Source organism: Streptomyces sp. NPDC127108, from assembly GCF_042677545.1.
GTDB lineage: Bacteria > Actinomycetota > Actinomycetes > Streptomycetales > Streptomycetaceae > Streptomyces.
The window spans coordinates 22,743-39,493 of record NZ_JBHXTE010000063.1; the positions used below are offsets into that span (position 1 = coordinate 22,743).

The window sequence follows — 16,751 nt, forward strand, 5'->3', positions numbered from 1 at the left end:
GCGACTCCGTGGCCCAAGGGCAAGGGCGCGAAGGTTGGCCGATTCTCGATGTCGGACAGGGCGAGTCCGGGTGTCCGAGCTGCGACGCCGACCTTCGTTCATACAGGGGACGCCGGGCCGGATCAATGGATGGCGCGTTTGCAACTGCTGTGGCGCAAAGCTCAGTTGGATGTTACTCACAGTGTGGCTAAAGTGACGATGGTGGGGTCTGTAGCCGCACGGCCGTCGAGGTCTGCTGCAACCACACGTTGAGGGCAACGGGGATCGGGGATGGGGACATCGTGCTCGAGGACGGGTACAGGGGGGCACCACCGCCTGGTGGCGCTGACATCAAGCGCGGCTTGGAGGCTTTGAAGAAGTTCCGGCGGCGCATCGACACGCTGCTCACGGAGTTCGAGGGTTCGGACGGGGGTTCGTCCAAAGTCGGCCACCAGAAGGTCGCCCGCGCCTCCTTCAGTGGCCAGGCGGCTCCTTTCCCCGAGGCGGACGGCCTTTACGCGCAGTACGACCGGGTGCACGAACGCCTCACCTCACTCTCGAAGATGCTGGGTCAGCAGATCGAGGCCATGGGGATCGCCGTGCACGGTGCGGATGTGGGCTTCGACAACCTTGAGGACGACCTGCGGCAGCGCTTCTGGTCGATCCAGACGTCGGTCCAGCGCGACCAGCCGCCGACCGGGCGCGAGCGGGACGGCAAGCCCGACGAGCAGGGCGGTCACGGCAGCGACAAGTCGGACTCGGGGTGGAAGCTGTGAGCTTCGAAAGCCACAAACTCAACGACATGATCGACCTCGTCGAGCACGCGAATCCGGCCGACCTGGAGAGCGCGGGCGAAGCCCTCCAGAAGGCACGCGACGCGATCGCGGTGGCAGCCCGGGAACTCGGCGACCACATCGACCGGGTCGACTGGGAGGGCGAGGCGGGGCAGGCCTTCCGCAAGTGGGGCAAGAACCTCGTCAAGGAAACGCACCAGCTCTCCGACTTCGCCGACACCGCGAGCGTCCAGATCGCCTCGGCGGGGGCAGGGCTGGCTTCCGTACGCAGTGCCATGCCGCCGCGGGACACGCGCACGGATCCGAAGGCCGTGGAAGACATCCCCTCTCCGAAGAGGGTGGACGGCAATGCGGCCTACGAGGCCGCCGTCAAGTCGGAGAAGGATCGCCAAGAGGCGATCAACCAGATGAATCGGTTGGCGTCGTTCTACAGGGTGTCCCAGCATGAGATGGCAGGGCAGGAGCCGCCTACGTTTTCGGTTATGCCGGATGTGGGGGTGCCGCCGCCGGAGCTCCCGAAGGGGGACCCCGATTTCGGAGCCCCCGGGCAGGTGGCGCCCCCAGGCACGGTTCCTGGTGCTGGAGCCCCGTCGACACCGCAGCCTGCAGCTGATCCCGTGTCGCCGGAGCCGTCGGGTTCGGGTAAACCCTTACCGTCAGACAACGACGTACGCGACCCGATCACCCTCCCGGACCGGCCTGCTGGTCCGGGGCCCGTGGGCACGGAGATCGACAGCGTCGACACGCTGCCCCCTCAGAAGGCCCTCAGCCCGCCGCCTGCTTCACCGCCCCCGGCGCCTGGCCCGACGGGCATCGACGGCGGCCCTCATCTGCTGCCCGGCGGTGGCCCTGTAAGGCGGCCGCGAGACGGCCCCGATACCAGGGCGTCCCGTCGGGGAGGGGGTGGGAAGTCGCCTTTGCCTGAGCAGGGGCGAACAGGCGTCGGACGTCCGAAGGAGTCGGTTGGGCTTCCTGGACGCGGTCCTTCCGGCCCGGGCCCGACAGGGCGCACCGGGCCGGTACCTCCTGTACGAGGCCCCAATGGTCCTACGACGTCTGTGCCTTCGCCGATGGCGCGAGGCATCTCAGGCGGCACACCGCAGCCACATGGCCTGCCGGGGCCGCGTCCAACAATGCCGGGCATCAACGGCACACCTCGCTCCGACGGCGTCGTGGGCGGTCGGCCGGCTCCTGCTCCTGTGGCAGGAGGCCCGGTTGGATCGAGGACGCCTCCGGGGATCGGCAACGCCGGGCAGCGTGGCGTTGTGGGAGTTCCGTCCCAGGTCCCGGCAGGTAGGGGCCAGACGCCACGCGGTGCCGTCGGCAACCCTGACGGTGTAGTCGGCACACCCAAGGGGCGTACGCCTGCTGGCGGAGGCCGCGGGAACGGATTCACCGCCGGTGGCACGGGCCTGGTACGTGGCCCAGCGGGTAGCGGCCGACGCTCTGAACCTGGAGAGGACGAGGCCGCACAGCGGCCCGATTACGTGGTCGAGGAAGAAGAGACACATCTTCCCGGTGGACGGCGGCACGTGCCGCCAGTCATCGGCCAGTGACGAGTGAGGGCGTGCAGGGCGTGGAGTCAGGAATGGGCCGACACGGCGGTGGGACCGAACTGTTCGCGGGGCGCGCGAGGCATTGGATCGTCTCGACGGGCGCGGCGGCTGGCGTGCTCGCCCTGCTGTCTGTGGGGCTGGCACCGAGTGCGGTCGCCGATGACGTTCAGTCGAAGCAGTGGTACTTGGATGCGATGGGCGCAAAGGAGCTGTGGGACGTCAGCACCGGCGAGGGTGTCAAGGTCGCAGTTGTCGACACGGGCGTAACAGAGACGCCTTCCCTCAAGGGCCGTGTCCTTGCAGGTAAGGACGTGACAGGCCTGAAGGGCGGAGCTCTGGACGACTATCTCGGCCACGGCACCACGATGGCGGAACTGATCGCCGGGTCCGGGCGAGGAGGGGGCCTCAAGGGATTGGCGCCGGGCGCCAAGATCATCTCCTATCGGCTCACTCTGACGGGTGCGCCGGGCAAGGGCAAGGGCAAGGGCAAGGATGGGAAAGGCAACTATGAGGATGCTGAGGTGATTCGGGCCGCTGCAGACAGCGATGCGCGAATCATCAGTATGTCCTTCGGCTCTGAGCTCATGCACCCGTCTGTGGCGAGGGCGGTGAAGTACGCAGCGTCGAAGGGGAAGCTGATGTTCGCCAGCGTCGGAAACGATGCGCAGAAGAAGAACTTCATCGGCTATCCAGCGGCCTACCCCCACGTCACAGGTATCTCCTCCGCGGACAAGTCCGGCAAGGTCGCCGACTACTCGGAGTTCGGCGAGTACGTGGACCTGGCGGCGCCCGGCCGGAACCTTCCTCAGTGGTGCGACGCGACGTTCCGTTCGTACTGCGACGGCGAGGGCGGTACCAGCGCATCCACCGCCATCGCCTCCGCCTCCGCCGCCCTCATCTGGTCCAAGCACCCCAACTGGACAGCGAACCAGGTCCTCCGCGTCCTCATCGACACCGCAGGCCGCAGCTGGCCGAAGGACGAGCCGAGTGACTACCTCGGCTACGGGCTGGTCCGCCCTGCCCCGAACCTGCTGAAGAACAGGGGCAACCCGGGCCCGCCGGACATCGACCCGCTCACGAACGAGAAGACCCCGGGGGCGGCGGCCTCGCCCTCCGCACCTCAGGAGGAGTCCTCGAAGTCCGCGTCGCAGCCCTCGAAGGACCCTGCTGCCGATGAGCCGGCAGAGGCAGCGTCAGGATCGAAATCCGATGACAACGACCAGCTGTGGATGGTCGGAGGCGGGGTTGCCGCCGCAGCGGTCATCGGTGGTGGGGCCCTTGCTGCGGCTCGAAAGCGGCGCAATGCCTGAGTAGCTCAGGAACCTGCTGCTCAGCTTCAAAAAGAACTGCCCGACAGCTCACGTTAGGAGAGCCCGCCGTGTCAGATGGCCGGAAGCTAAATGATCAGGAAGTCGTGCTCCTGGAGAAGGAGATCGTCGACAAGTACGACTCGGTGCAGAGGCAGCTCAGGCGTCTGCAGGGGACACTCGACACGATGGAGGGCAACTGGCGCGGTATCGGCGCGCATGCCTTCGACGCGAAGCAGACCGAAATCAACCAGCACATGCAGGCGATCGGCCGCATTCTGGTGGACTTTCTGGAAGGCATCAACGCCAACCGCAAGGACAAGGACAGGCTCGAGGACGAGGTCCGCTCGACCATCAACAGCATTGATGTGCAGTACGGCGGACAGCAGTCGGCGATCAGCAGCTACTGAGCCGGGCCCCTGCCCGGGCGGACGCCGTCCGGTCGAAACCATCAGGAGATGAGGCACGCATGGCCAGCGTCAATATGGATGAACTTGCGGTCAAGTACGGCGGGCTCGACGCCATTACGACCGAACTCGGCATTCAAGCGAAGCAGTTGGAGTCCGATCTCGGCGACATCAAGCGGGCTGTGGCCAGGGTCGCCGAAGGGTGGGAGGGCGAGGCGCACACCGCGTACACCCTGAAGCAGAAAGAGTGGGACAAGCACGCTTCTGCCATCCACCAGGCTCTCATGCAGATCGGCCAGAAGGTCAGCCAGGCCGGCGGTGACTACCGGGGTGGCGACCTGAAGGGGGCCAGCTACTTCCAGTGAGTCGCAGTCGCTGAACAGCGCGGGGTGGGCATGCGCGGGAGATGCCCACCCCGTTGTGATGTTCGGCAGAGTTGCCAATCCACGGCTGGCCCCTGCGTAGAGCTCGTAACAAGATCTTATCGATGTGCCCTGGTCGGGCGTGACCGATGTGACGATTCCGCCGTTCGTGTCGTGTGACGACTCGGCCTTGGACGGTGGACGACGGCTTGTGGGGACGGATCGAACCGCACCTCCCGCCCTGGCCCGAGCGGTCGCCAGGGCCGAGGCCGGTGGACGACCGGCTGTGCTTGCAGGGCATCTTGTACCTCCTGCATCAGGACATCGCCTGGCGATTTCTGCCCCTGGAGCTGGGGTTCGGATCCGGACAGACCTGCTGGCGCGTCTGGACCGCTGGCAGCAGGCTGGAGCCTGCCAGAATCTGCACCGCCTCCTGCTCGCCGAGTTGAACGCGGTCGGCGACCTCGACTGGTCCCGCGCGTGTGTGGACGGTTCTCACGTCCGCGCGAAAAGGGGGGAGCTGCGACTGGTCCGTCGCCGGTCGACCGGCGGAAGACGGGCAGCGAGCACCACTTGATCTGCGACGGCAGGGGCACTCCGCTGCAGGCGTTGATCGACTACAACGCCGGGACACATGCCCGTGCGGCGCGCAGGCCGCAGGGCTATGTCACCCCGGACGGCGTCAACGTGCCGTACAGCAAGTGGGGCCCAAGACGCTGTTCTCCTACCGGTTCGAGAACCTCCGCGATGCGGTCCGTCCCCTGGCGGAGGCTGGTGGGGTCAGCTGGTGGAACATCTACGATCCGGAATCCTGCTCGATCCGGCTGGAGGGCTCCTCCGAGATCGGAGGCTTCCTCGCACCAGTCACACCCGACCAGGGCACTTCGGCAAGATCCTGTTACGAGCTCGTAAGGCGATACGCCAGGAGCTGCAGCCGTACCCATGCGGGACGCACTGTCAGGCACGGGGACTTCCGGGGTGCGGGGCACACGCCGGGTCGAAATCCCCGTCGGCGCCCGAACTCATCGAAGGGGTTACGAGTCCTTACGTACCGCTCTGGGCGACGCCCCCGGGTCGGTGTGAAACCCCAAAGCGTTACTCGCGGCGATCGAAAGTTCAATGAGTTGGTCTTGGGTTACATGCGGAATTTTGAAGTTGTGCCTTTCCATGAACTCCAGAAAGTCCGGCGGCAGCGCGATGGCGTAGTGCTCTACATACGACGCCAAATCGACTCGCCATACGAATGATCCATCGGTGAGGATTGAAGATCCTCCAGGGACGTGGAAGGCTTTGCCGATGACGTCAGCTGTCGCTTCCATCACGTCCAGGATGGGGTAGCCGGAGTGAAGGTAGCTCCCTACCTCTTGAAGTGGGTATTCGGGTTTTCCTGGGTTGACGCTCGGAGTCTTCTCGCTGTAGATGCTCGGGGCTTTGGGATTCATGTCACGGAAGAATCCGATAAGCTTCACTAATTTCCTCCAATGATGGGAAGGAACACTCGCCAGTAGCCGCCACCGTCGATCTGCGGCACTTGGCCGACGCCCAAGACGGGACTGGTTCCAACCTTATTAGTGGGAGCCCGCACGGTTACGCCCAGCTCATTCGCGACCTGCTGGGCTATTCCCGACGTATCTGCCCCCGAATGGCAGACCATGAGGCGAAGTGGGCCGCCGTTGTAGTGCGGATTGTTCGTCACGGCATCCACGATCTGCCCGCCGTTCACGCTTCCTCCCCGGAGTGCCAAGAAACCGTCCTCGGAGCCGTGTGCGACGACGTCGTGCTCATGCTCATTCAATACGTTCTTGAAGTTCCTTTGGCTCGCCCCGTCGTCGCCAATCAAAGTGCCTGTTTGGCCATGCGTGACGGGTGCACCCGATGGTATGCCGTTGTCCGCCAGGTAATCGACATCGGTGCGGCAAGGGGCGAGCCCGAGAGGGTCGATCCAAGTATGGGGGTTGTGGACGTATGCGCCCGGGTTCGGTGCAGGTGTGAGTCCGAGTGGGTCCGGGGTCAGGTATCGGCCGGACCTTGGGTCATAGTGCCGGTAGTAGTTGTAGTGGAGACCGGTTTCAGGGTCGAAGTACTGCCCCGGAAACCGCAGCGGCGTATACGCCGTACTCCCCGCCGCCCAAGCCGTAGCCCCCCACAACGTGCTCCGCATCCGCCAAGCGATCTCCCCCTCCTCGTCGACGAGTTCGCTGGGCGTCCCCACCAGGTCCGTGACGATGGCGAAGAAGCGGGAGTCGATCTCGGCCTGGGGAGGGGTGGCAGGCTCGGTCGGCGCGATGCGTTCCACCTGGGCGATGGGCCGCAGCCCTTGGTGCTCCCACGTCACCGTGACCGGATCCGGTAACCCACCCCCCACCGTCGTCTGTTCGCACAGCGTCGTCCCGTCCCACGTGAAGTCCACCCGTTCGACGACCGTCGCACCGTCGTCCGCCAGGCGGAGCTTGGACGTGCGGCGGCCGAGGGGGTCGTACGTGTACCGCCACTCCACCCCGTCCGGCGTGACCGTCGACGTGAGCCGGTCCTCCGCGTCCCACGCGTACCGCCACGTGTCCGGCTTGCGGGACAGGCGGGGCTTCTGGCGGAGGGTGACGCGGCCGAGGGCGTCGTGTTCGTAGCGGACTGAGCCGGCTCGGGTGAGGGTGGTGCCGGTGTAGGCGCGGGGGCCGGTCGCCTCGTGGCCGGGGTGGGAGGCGGGCCAGGACGCGGAGGTCTGGTTGCCCGCCTCGTCGTAGGCGTACGTCTCCGTCCAGTTGGCGGCGTGCACCGCGGTGACCCGGCCCGTCGCGTCGAGGTCGAAGCGGCGGGGGCCGTTCAGGTGGTCGTCGACGCCGATGAGGTTGCCGTCCGCGCGGTAGGAGTAGGCGCGGTGCTGGGCCGTGCGCCCGGCGGCGGTGACGTGTTGCGTGGTGAGGCGGCCCAGTTCGTCGAAGGCGTGCGTGAAGGTGACGGAGTCGCCGACCTGGCGCGTGAGTTCGCGGCCCGCCGCGTCGTACGCGAAGTCGATGGTGCGGCCCGACGCCAGCAGGTGGGTGCGGCGGCCCGCCGCGTCGTACGTCCACTCGCTCGTCGCCCCGGTGGGGGTCGTGCGGCCGACGCGGCGGCCCAGCGAGTCGTACGCGTACGTCAGCTCACGGCCGTCCACCGTCTCCGACCGCAGTCTGCCGAAGCGGTCCCGCAGCAGCGTCAAGGTCGTGCCGTCCGGGCCGACCGCCTGTCCGAGCTGGTCCGTCAGGTCGTACGCGAACGTCGTGACGCGGCCGTCCGCGTCCTTGCGGGTGACCTGGCCGAGGGCGTCGCGGTCGTAGGCGATGGTCTGGCCGATGGCGTTCGTGCGGGACCGCAGGCGGCCCGCCGGGTCGTGCGTGTACGTGAGCGTGCGGTCGTCGAAGTCGGACTCCGATATGAGGCGTCCGGCCGCGTCGTAGGCGTAGTTCCAGCGCAGGCCCCCGGGGCCCGCGACCTCGGTGAGCCGCAGCTCGGTGTCGTGGGTGAACTCGTACCGCGCCCCGTCCGGGCCGGTGCGGGCGGACAGCAGGTCGAAGTGGGTGTACTCGAAGCGCGAGACGGCACCCATCGCGTCCGTGTGCGCCGTGCAGTTGCCTTCGCCGTCGTACGTCCACGACTCGGCGGTGCCGTCCGGTGCCGTGCGCCGGGCGAGGAGGCCCTCGACGGTCCACTCCAGGCGGGTCGTCGCGCCCAGCGGATCCGTGATCGCGGTCGGGCGGCCGAACCCGTCGCGTTCGAATCGGGTCACCGCGCCGAGCGGGTCGACGGTCTCGACGGGGAGCCCGGCCGCGTCGCACCGCACGGCCGTCGTGTTGCCGAGCGGGTCCGTGACGGCGGTGAGGCGGCCCGCCTCGTCGTACGTGAAGCGCGTGGTCTGCCCGGCGGGATCCGTGACGGAAGTACGGTTGCCGCGCTCGTCGTACGAGAGGCGCCGGACCGTGCCGTCCGGGCCCACCACCTTCGTCGGCAGCCCCGGTCCGTCGTACTCGGCCCTCGCCTCGCGCCCGTCGGGCCGGACCAGGGAGAGCAGGTTGCCGTCCGTGTCGTACTGGAAGGACGTGGTGTGGCCGAGCGGATCGGTGCGGGCGAGGAGCCGGTTGCGGTGGTCGTGTTCGTAGCGGGTGACCGCGCCGAGGGGGTCGACGTCGGCGACGACCTGCCAGGCGTCGTTGACGAGGAAGCGGCGGGTGTGGCCCTCGCCGGTCGTGGTCGTCGTCTGCCGCAGCCCGGTCGCGGGGTCCACGGAGTCGTACGCGAGGCGCAGGCCCAGGTGCCCCTCGGTGCCGCCCTCGGCCACACAGCGGTCCTGGTCGTCGTACGCGTAGGTGTAGCCGCGGCCGTTGGTGTCCGTCCACGACGTGACGCGGCCCGCCTCGTCGTACGTGAAACGCAGCGGCAGGCCGGAGGAGTTGGTGACCTCCGTCAGGTGGCCGTCGGTGTAGCCGTAGCGCAGCAGCTCCTGGTCCGCGCCGCCGGGAGCCGCGCCCACGAGGCGCAGGGCGGTGACGCGGCCGTCGGCGGTGGTGAGCCCCAGGCGGTAGCCGCCGCTGTGGGCCAGGGACAGGGGCGCGCCCTCGGCGTCGTACTCGAAGGTGATCCAGTTGCCGTTGCGGTCGTCGATCTGTTCCAGGACCGCGAGGCCCTCGCCGCGGTCCGCGAAGTGCCAGACCCGGGACGTGTCCGGATCCGTGACGGTGTAGCCGCCGTCCACGCGGTCGAGCGGGCGGCGCGGGCCGTGGCTCGGCACGGTCGGCAGTCCCGGAGCCGGATGCGGGTAGGCGAGCAGCAGGCCGTCCTCCGTCACGAAGACGACGCCCTCGGAGTCGATCTCAAGGCGCTGGTCGACCGTCGACGACCAGGAAGGACCGAACCAGCGCCCCAGCGCGTAGCCGGACTCCACCCGGCGTGTGAAGGCGAGCGGCAGCGCGCCCGGCAGCGTGACGTCGGTCTGCGGCAGGAACATCCTGCCGGTCGCGAGGTCGACGGGGTCCGTTCCCTTGGTCGTCCTGGTGTCGTCGGTGCGGGACGGCTTCCTGGGGTCGTCGTTCACGGGGCCGCGCGCCCCGCGGCCTTCGGCGGCGTCCCGCATTGCCCGCCCGGCCCCGGCCCTGACCCCGCCGCGTGCGAATCCGGCGCCCTTGGTCCCGATGGCCTCCGGGAGGAGCCTGCCCCCGAACTCGGACGGGTCCTTCTTGAAGCTCTCGTACGCGTCCTTGATCGCGCGGTCCGGGTGCGTGACCGTGGAGGCCAGACCGGCCAGCGTCATGTGGACGTTCTGGGCGTGCTCGGCGGGGTGCGTGATGTTGTACGGATCGGCCGGGTTGATGCCGCGTACGAAGTTGACCAGACCGGCGCCGCCCTTGAGCACCCCGCCGCCGAAGTGGGTGAGCTCCGTGTTCGTCGCCTTGAAGGTGTCGATCGCGTTCGACTTCAGTCGGTCGAGTGCCGGGGGCTCGGCCGGGGCGTGCCGCAGGGCCGCCTTGAGCACGCTCGCGGCCAGGCGGCCCGCCTCGTCGCGCTGCCGACGCGCCTCGGCGAGCATCTCCTGGGCGCGCTCCATGTCGGCCTTGCCGGGATCCTTGAAGGGGTCGGGCCGGGGGCCCGGATCCTTGTCCAGCGTGAGGGCCGCGTTGTAGGCCATGACGCGCTTGTTGTACGCCTCGACGGCCGTGTCGGAGGAGCTCTTGCCCTTCTTGTACAGGTCGATGGCGTCCTGGGCCTGGCCCTGCGCCCACTTGACCGTGTCCGCGTAGCCGTCGAGGGCGCGGGCGGCCTGTTCGCAGGCGTCCGCGGCGTGCAGCCACTTGCCGGGGTGCATGGCGAACTTCTCGCGGAACGTGCTGGCGGCCTCGCCCTTCCAGTGGGCGGAGTCGAGGCCGCGCATGCCCGTGCCGACCTTGTCGAAGGCCTTGTGGAAGTCCGCGAGGTGCCGGGCGCTCGCGCGGATCTTCCCCGGGTTGCCGTGGATCAGCTCGTTCGCCTGGTCGGTCTCGCCGAGCTGCCCCTCGTGGACGTTCGCACCCAGCTTGGAGGCGGCGGACCTGCCCCAGTCCTCGACCTTGTCGGCGGTGCCGTCCGCGCCGATGCGGTCCAGTCCGTCGGCGGCCTTGCCGGTGCCCCACTCGATGCCTTCACCGGTGTGCTTCTTCGCCGCCTCCCAGCCGTCCTCCGCCTTCTCCAGGCCGGAGTTGAGGCCGTCCTTCGCGGCGTCCTTCGCCGAGTCGAAGCCGTCGCCGATGTCGTCGAGGATGCCCATCAGCCGGTGTCTCCGCCCCGCGGGGCACGGAGTCCGCCTTGCGGGGCACGGTCTCCGCCCTGCTGGGGCCCGGCCGCGCCCCCCTCGGGTTGCTGCGGGAGGAACTGCCGCGACGTCTCGGCCCGCTCCTCGGCGGAGGGGCCGAACTTGTCGTCGAGCATCGATTCGTACTCCTCGTCGCTCTGCCCGGTGAGGTTCTGCGGGCTCAGCGGCCCGGCCAGAGGTGAGGTCGCGGCGTCGCGGGCGGCGTCCTTGTAGGCCTGGCCTACGTTGTCCGTGGCCTTCTCGAACGAGTCGGCGCTGTAGTCCGGATCGGCGAGGGGGTGCTGCTTGGCCAGCTCGCCCCAGCTCTTCCGCGTGACCTCTTCCTCGGTGGCGTAAGGGTTGCCGTTGAGCGAGTTCACCGCGATCTTGAGCGAGTTGCCCACGTACTGATCGGTCTCGTAGAACGTCCCGGCGGAGAGCCCCACGCCCTGGGCGAAGGCGTTTCCCTCGTTGACCAGGGACCGCACTCCCCATTCCCAGCGCTCGCAGAAGGACTTGAGCCCGGCCACCAGCTCACCGTGCCCTAGTTCCAGGTCGCCCAGGGCCAGCTCGTCGAAGCCGCGTCCGGCACCGGCGCTGCCGGTCATGCCGAGTTCCTTGAGCTCGTCCAGCGTCAGGGTGATGCCCTGAGCGATCAGGTCCAGGCCGCCCACCCGGAGGTCCTTCGCCTCGCCGCTCATCCCCGCGTCTCCCCGTTCCTGTCGATGCCGTCCGTACCGATGCCGTCCGTGTCGATCCCGCTCGTACGGATGCCGCTCGTGTCGATGCCGTCCGTATCGATGTCCACGGCCACCGTGTCGGGGACGATCCCCACGACGGGCGGGAACAGCGCCTCGTGTCCTTCGCTCCCGACGTCCAGCGCCACTCCGCACGGCACTCCGAGCGTCGGAACGACCCCGTCCAGGAGGCGGGCGCCCAGCACGCGCTGGTAGTTCCAAGGGCGGTCCGACTCGCCACGCAGGATCGCGAACCGGGCCAGGGCCGCCTCGTCGGAGAAGGCGTAGATCCATCGGACGCCGTTGAAGTCCGCGGTCAGCGGGTACGCGTCGTCCTGGCCGAGGGGCAACAGGACGGGCGTGCGCCGGAATTCACCGAGGAGGGCACCGAACTCGCGCTGGCCGCGGCGTATTCGGGCGGTGTCGGTGTCGGTGTCGGTGTCGACGTCGGGGCCCGTGTCGGCGTCGGCGGCTGTGCCGGTCGGGGTGGTGGTGACAGCGGGTGGCCCCGCCGCCGGAACCGTCGTGTCCGCCAGCTCGGCCAGCCGTGACCGTCGCACCGGCACCCGCGGCGGACGGGATATGCCGCCCCCGTCCCGGCCGCCGCCCCCGCCCCCACTCTCGTCCGCCTTCATGAGCGGCACCCCACCTGCTTCCCCGCCCGCGTGCGCCGCCCGAGACGGCGCGCTACTCCGTGCCCGCCCCACCGTTGTGCGGCGCGGGCTCCAGGTCGAACTCGCCGTCCCGCGCCCCCAGGACGAACGCCCGCCACTCCGCCTTCGTGTAGCGAAGGACAGTCTCGGGGTCGAGGGAGGACCGCATGGCCACGGCACCGTCGGGGAGGTCGGCGATCTCGACGCGCTCCTCGTGGGTCTCGGTGCCCGGTGCGCCGTGCCATTCGACGCCGGAGATGTCGAGGGCGTAGAGCTCGTCCTTCTCCCGCTCCTTGCGCGCCTTGACCTCCTCCTCCGTCTCCTTGCCCCGTGCCTGGCCCGCTGCCTGCTCCTGTGCCTCGGCCATGTGAAGCGACCCCTTCCCGACTTCCCGACTTCGCCACGTATCGACGAACGACGAACGCTGAACGGACGAACTGTGCGCTCAGAGTACTTGTCACCGCGTGTGTGCCGGGGGCACACAGCAAGCAACGACCGGCCGGAACAGGCACCTCAGTGGTCCCCCTCCACCAGCCCCGTCTGCACCAACGGCTTCCCCCGCTTCCGCGAGACGAAGATCCCCCGCCCGGCAGGCATCGGCCGCGGCCGCACCCCGCCGAGGAGGTCGCCCTCGGACGGGTCGCCGGCGAGCAGGACGCCCTGGGCGCCGAGCTCCTTCATCCGCTGGAGGAACGGCTCGTACGAGGCGCGCCCCGCGCCCGCCGTGGAGCGGGCGATGATGAAGCGGACGCCCACGTCGCGGGCGTAGGCGAGGAGTTCGGTGAGGGGGCCGAGCGGGTTGCCGCTGGACGTGGACACCAGGTCGTAGTCGTCGATGACGACGTACACCGTCGGGCCCTGCCACCAACTGCGTTCGCGGAGCTGCAGTGCGGTGACGTCGTCCGCGGGGGCGCGGCGCCGCATGAGGTCGACCAGGGCGTTGATGTGGTGGTCCATGGCGTTGGACATGGGGATGTACTCGGCCAGGTGGGAGGCCGGGGTGACGTCGAGGAGGGAGCGGCGGTTGTCGACGACGAAGAGCTTGCAGTCGTCGCCGCTGTAGCGCTCGGTGAGGCGCCGGACGAGCAGGCGCAGCAGGTTGGACTTGCCGGACTCGCTCTCTCCGAGGACGAGGAAGAAGGGATCCTGCTCGAAGTCCACGAAGACCGGTTCGAGGTTGTCCTCGTCGAGGGCGAAGGAGACGCCCCGGTCCGGGAAGAGGTTGCCGGGCGGGAGCTGCGCGGCGGGCAGTTCGCGCGGCAGCAGCCGTACGGCGGGAGCGGCCGGATCCGTCCAGTGCCGGGAGACCTCGGTGGCGAGGGCACCCGTGGCCTCGGCGAGGTCGGAGTCGGAGGAGAGGCCGTCGACGCGCGGCACGGCCGCCATGAAGTGCTGCTTCTGCGGGGTCTGGCCGCGGCCGGGCACACCGGCCGGGACGTTGGCGGCGACCTTGCGGTCGAACTCGGAGTCCATGGTGTCGCCGAGGCGCAGTTCGAGGCGGTTCATCAGGTGGTCCTTGAGGTTCGCCCGGACCTCCATGGACCGTGACGCGGTGAGGACCAGGTGGATGCCGTAGCCGAGGCCGCGCGCCGCGATCTCCAGGACGGCGGGCTCCAGGTTCTCGTAGTCCGTGCGGAAGTTGCCCCAGCCGTCGATGACGAGGAAGACGTCGCCCCACGGCTGGTCGGTGACGGAGATGTCACCGCGGGCCCGGCGCGCCCGGAAGTCGGCGATGGAGGCGATGCCGGCCGACCTGAAGTACTCCTCGCGGCGCGTCATCACGGAGAAGGCCTCGGCGAGCGTGCGCCGCACCCGCTCCGGGTCGAGGCGTGACGCGACGCCGCCCACGTGCGGCAGCCCGGCGACCGCCGAGAGGCCGCCACCGCCGAAGTCGAGGCAGTAGAACTGCACTTCCCGCGGGGTGTGGGTGAGCGCGAACGACGCGATCAGCGAGCGCAGGAGCGTCGACTTGCCGGACTGCGGCCCGCCCAGGACCTGCATGTGGCCGGCCGCGCCGGAGAAGTCGCACCAGAGCGGGTCGCGGCGCTGCTCGTACGGCTTGTCGACCAGGCCGAGCGGTACGACGAGGCGGCCCGCGCCCTCGTACCCGGGCTGCGTGAGACCGCGCCCCGGCACGGCGGTGAGCCCCGGAAGCAGCGAGTCCAGTGACGGCGGGCTGTCCAGCGGCGGCAGCCACACCTGGTGCGCGGCCGGGCCCTGCGCCTCCAGGCGGCGCACGATGACGTCGAGGACGGTGTCGGCGAGCGCGTCGTCCGCGTCCGGGGCGGGCCGCGGGTCCGGCCGGGGAGTCGCCGCGTACCGCACCGGCACCTCGGCCGCCGTGAACAGCACGGGCCGCCGGTCCACCGGCAGCGGCCCGCCGAGGGCCGCTGCCTGCGCCGATCCTGAGCGGTACACCCCGGAGACGTACGCGGCCTTGAAGCGCACCATCTCGTCCGTGCCGAACTTCAGATAGCCCGAACCGGGCACGTTCGGCAGCTGGTAGGCGTCCGGCACGCCGAGGGCCGCACGGGACTCGGCGGCGGAGAACGTGCGCAGACCCACGCGGTACGAGAGGTAGGTCTCCAGGCCGCGCAGGCGGCCCTCCTCCAGGCGTTGCGAGGCCAGCAGCAGATGCACGCCGAGGGACCGGCCGATGCGGCCGATCTGCACGAACATGTCGATGAAGTCGGGCTTCGCGGTGAGCAGTTCGCTGAACTCGTCGATGACGAGGACGAGTGAGGGGATGGGCTGGAGCGCGGCCCCGGCGGCGCGCGCCTTCTCGTAGTCGTGGATGTTCGCGTAGTTGCCCGCGTCGCGGAGCAGTTCCTGGCGGCGGTTGAGCTCGCCGCGGATGGAGTCGCCCATGCGGTCGACCAGCGTCAGGTCGTCCGCGAGGTTGGTGATCACCGCGGCGACGTGCGGCATCTGCGCCATGCCCGCGAAGGTCGCGCCGCCCTTGAAGTCGGCGAGCACGAAGTTCAGGCTCTCGGAGGAGTGGGTGACGGCCAGGCCGAGGACCAGGGTGCGCAGCAGCTCCGACTTGCCGGAACCGGTGGCTCCCACGCACAGGCCGTGCGGCCCCATGCCCTCCTGTGCCGCCTCCTTGAGGTCCAGCATCACGGGCCGGCCGTCCTCGCCGACGCCGATCGGGACGCGCAGCCGCTCCGCCTGCGCGCGCGGGCGCCAGGTCCGGCTCGTGTCCACCGAGTCGGCGTCCCCGAGCCCCAGCAGCTCCGTGAAGTCCAGGTTGGCGAGCAGCGGCTGGCCGTCGTCGCCGCCCGACACCATCCGCAGCGGCGCCAACTGCCGGGCGAGCGCCTCGGCGGCCTCGTACGACAGGAGGTCGGGCGTGCCCTCGTACACCAGGCCGTGCCCCGACTCCAGGCGCAGCGACTTCGGCTGTACGACGACGGAGAGCCCCCCGCGCCCGCCGCCGAGCTCGCCCGGCACGACCTCCACGATGGTGACGCCCTGCAGCCCCTCGGCGGACGCGAGGACGGACGTCGGGTCCAGGGAGAGGCCGTCGAGCACCACGACGACGTGCGGTTCCTCCGGCAGCGGCGTCCCGCCGGGGTGGAAGCGGGGGCGGCCCTGGAGTCGGGCGGACAGCATCGCCTCCAGCTCCACGGGGTCGCCGGTGATGAGGCGGCGGCTGCCCGCCCCGTCCGCCGTGCCCGGTGCCTGGCAGTGCGGGAGCCACTTGGTCCACTCCCAGTGCGGCGCCGCCTGCCGGTCGGCCGCGACGGCGATGAGCACGTCGTCGGGGGCGTGCAGGGAGGCCAGCGAGGCGGTCAGCGCGCGGGCGGTGCCCCGCACCGCTTCCGGTTCGCCGCTCACCGTCACGTGGTAGAAGGCGCGCAGGGACACCGCCATCGGCAGCGACTCCACGGTGCTGTGCGTGGCGAGGAAGCGCTGCATCGCGCCCGCGGTCAGCGGCTCCAACTCGTCCACCGGCGCGGTCTCCGGTGCGACGAGCGGAGCGGCGAGGGCCTGCGAGCCGAGGCCCACGCGCACCTGCCCGAAGTCCGCGTCGCCCGTGCGCCGCTCCCAGACCCGGCTGCCCTCGGCGACCAGGGCCCAGAGCTGCTCGGGGGAGGGGTGGAGGTAGTACTGGGCGTCGCGCTGCGCCTTCGCGGTGTTGAGGGCGGAACGGCGGGTCTGCTTCAGGTACCGGAGGTAGTCGCGCCGCATGTCCGCCAGCTGGCCCTGGGTGCCGCGGCGGTGCCGGATCACCATCGCGATGGTCATCGCCAGCGTCGCGGTGACCATCACCATGCCCATGATCTTCATAAACGGATGCGAATTCGGCATGAAGAAGAACACCACGGAGCCACCCATGCCCAGCATCGGCAGGAGCTGCATCATCGCGCCCTCCTGCTGGCCGCGCGGCAGCTCGGGCGGAGGTTGCAGGACGATCTCCGCGGTGGGCACCTCGGACGGAAGAACCCGAGGCGGGCGCCTCACGATGATGTGGCTCACTACGCACCAATCCCCTTGGCAGGCCTGGGTGTTCCATCCGCCGCCCCCGTTCCGGGCGGACGAAGACCAGCGGCCGATCCTACTGACATCGCCCCTCGCGAGGGGCGATAGGGTGCCGATCGTGCGTGTGAACACACGCGAATTCAAGCCGAAGCGCAGTCCGGCCAACAGCCAGCAGA

General features: G+C 69.5%; 12 protein-coding genes. 5 read left to right on the forward strand and 7 right to left on the reverse strand.

Annotated elements, in window-relative coordinates; translation table 11 throughout:
- The first annotated feature begins 341 nt into the window (after nucleotides 1–341).
- Entirely contained in the window at nucleotides 342–755 is a 414-nt protein-coding gene (locus tag ACFVHO_RS36705; protein WP_385724665.1) for a hypothetical protein, read from the forward strand.
- Here ACFVHO_RS36705 and ACFVHO_RS36710 read toward each other — a convergent pair.
- Complete coding sequence (locus ACFVHO_RS36710) at nucleotides 716–970, reverse strand: hypothetical protein (RefSeq protein ID WP_385724667.1); 255 nt, start codon at nucleotides 968–970, stop codon at nucleotides 716–718. The two genes, ACFVHO_RS36705 and ACFVHO_RS36710, sit on opposite strands and share 40 nt — an antisense overlap.
- A 1,391-nt stretch (nucleotides 971–2,361) precedes the next feature.
- Here ACFVHO_RS36710 and ACFVHO_RS36715 point away from each other — a divergent pair.
- From ACFVHO_RS36715 to ACFVHO_RS36730, 4 genes are all read left to right on the forward strand, one after another.
- Nucleotides 2,362–3,639: a S8 family serine peptidase gene (locus ACFVHO_RS36715; RefSeq protein ID WP_385724668.1), complete on the forward strand. Its 1,278-nt coding sequence runs from the start codon at nucleotides 2,362–2,364 to the stop codon at nucleotides 3,637–3,639.
- A gap of 104 nt (nucleotides 3,640–3,743) precedes the next feature.
- The gene (locus tag ACFVHO_RS36720) at nucleotides 3,744–4,046 is read left to right on the forward strand and encodes a WXG100 family type VII secretion target (protein ID WP_385724670.1); all 303 of its coding nucleotides are present in this window, start codon (nucleotides 3,744–3,746) and stop codon (nucleotides 4,044–4,046) included.
- 59 nt (nucleotides 4,047–4,105) lie between these two features.
- Nucleotides 4,106–4,408, forward strand: a complete 303-nt coding sequence (locus tag ACFVHO_RS36725) for a WXG100 family type VII secretion target (protein WP_385724672.1) — start codon at nucleotides 4,106–4,108, stop codon at nucleotides 4,406–4,408.
- A gap of 194 nt (nucleotides 4,409–4,602) precedes the next feature.
- On the forward strand, nucleotides 4,603–4,854 hold the full coding sequence (locus ACFVHO_RS36730) for a transposase (RefSeq protein ID WP_385724674.1): 252 nt from the start codon (nucleotides 4,603–4,605) through the stop codon (nucleotides 4,852–4,854).
- A gap of 585 nt (nucleotides 4,855–5,439) precedes the next feature.
- On the opposite strand, the gene ACFVHO_RS36735 is transcribed toward ACFVHO_RS36730, so the two are convergent.
- From ACFVHO_RS36735 to eccCa, 6 genes are all read right to left on the reverse strand, one after another.
- Nucleotides 5,440–5,874 (reverse strand): hypothetical protein, encoded by a 435-nt coding sequence (locus tag ACFVHO_RS36735; protein WP_385724676.1) that lies wholly within the window; start codon nucleotides 5,872–5,874, stop codon nucleotides 5,440–5,442.
- The gene (locus tag ACFVHO_RS36740; RefSeq protein WP_385724677.1) at nucleotides 5,874–10,676 is read right to left on the reverse strand and encodes a putative T7SS-secreted protein; all 4,803 of its coding nucleotides are present in this window, start codon (nucleotides 10,674–10,676) and stop codon (nucleotides 5,874–5,876) included. Before ACFVHO_RS36740 ends, ACFVHO_RS36735 begins: the two co-directional genes overlap by 1 nt.
- Nucleotides 10,676–11,401, reverse strand: coding sequence for a hypothetical protein (locus tag ACFVHO_RS36745; RefSeq protein WP_385724679.1), 726 nt, complete (start codon nucleotides 11,399–11,401; stop codon nucleotides 10,676–10,678). The genes ACFVHO_RS36740 and ACFVHO_RS36745 overlap by 1 nt, the downstream gene beginning before the upstream one ends.
- Nucleotides 11,398–12,072, reverse strand: coding sequence for a hypothetical protein (locus tag ACFVHO_RS36750; protein ID WP_385724681.1), 675 nt, complete (start codon nucleotides 12,070–12,072; stop codon nucleotides 11,398–11,400). Before ACFVHO_RS36750 ends, ACFVHO_RS36745 begins: the two co-directional genes overlap by 4 nt.
- A gap of 52 nt (nucleotides 12,073–12,124) precedes the next feature.
- The gene (locus tag ACFVHO_RS36755) at nucleotides 12,125–12,457 is read right to left on the reverse strand and encodes a DUF397 domain-containing protein (protein WP_385724683.1); all 333 of its coding nucleotides are present in this window, start codon (nucleotides 12,455–12,457) and stop codon (nucleotides 12,125–12,127) included.
- 146 nt (nucleotides 12,458–12,603) lie between these two features.
- Complete coding sequence (eccCa, locus tag ACFVHO_RS36760; protein ID WP_385724685.1) at nucleotides 12,604–16,572, reverse strand: type VII secretion protein EccCa; 3,969 nt, start codon at nucleotides 16,570–16,572, stop codon at nucleotides 12,604–12,606.
- Between the last annotated feature and the right edge of the window lie 179 nt (nucleotides 16,573–16,751).

Bases quoted from the DNA above. Each gene is read 5' to 3' on its own strand.
- ACFVHO_RS36715 (WP_385724668.1), top strand. From the start codon at position 2,362: ATGGGCCGACACGGCGGTGGGACCGAACTGTTCGCGGGGCGCGCGAGG.
- ACFVHO_RS36725 (WP_385724672.1), top strand. From the start codon at position 4,106: ATGGCCAGCGTCAATATGGATGAACTTGCGGTCAAGTACGGCGGGCTC.
- ACFVHO_RS36740 (WP_385724677.1), bottom strand. From the start codon at position 10,676: ATGGGCATCCTCGACGACATCGGCGACGGCTTCGACTCGGCGAAGGAC.
- ACFVHO_RS36745 (WP_385724679.1), bottom strand. From the start codon at position 11,401: ATGAGCGGCGAGGCGAAGGACCTCCGGGTGGGCGGCCTGGACCTGATC.
- ACFVHO_RS36750 (WP_385724681.1), bottom strand. From the start codon at position 12,072: ATGAAGGCGGACGAGAGTGGGGGCGGGGGCGGCGGCCGGGACGGGGGC.
- ACFVHO_RS36755 (WP_385724683.1), bottom strand. From the start codon at position 12,457: ATGGCCGAGGCACAGGAGCAGGCAGCGGGCCAGGCACGGGGCAAGGAG.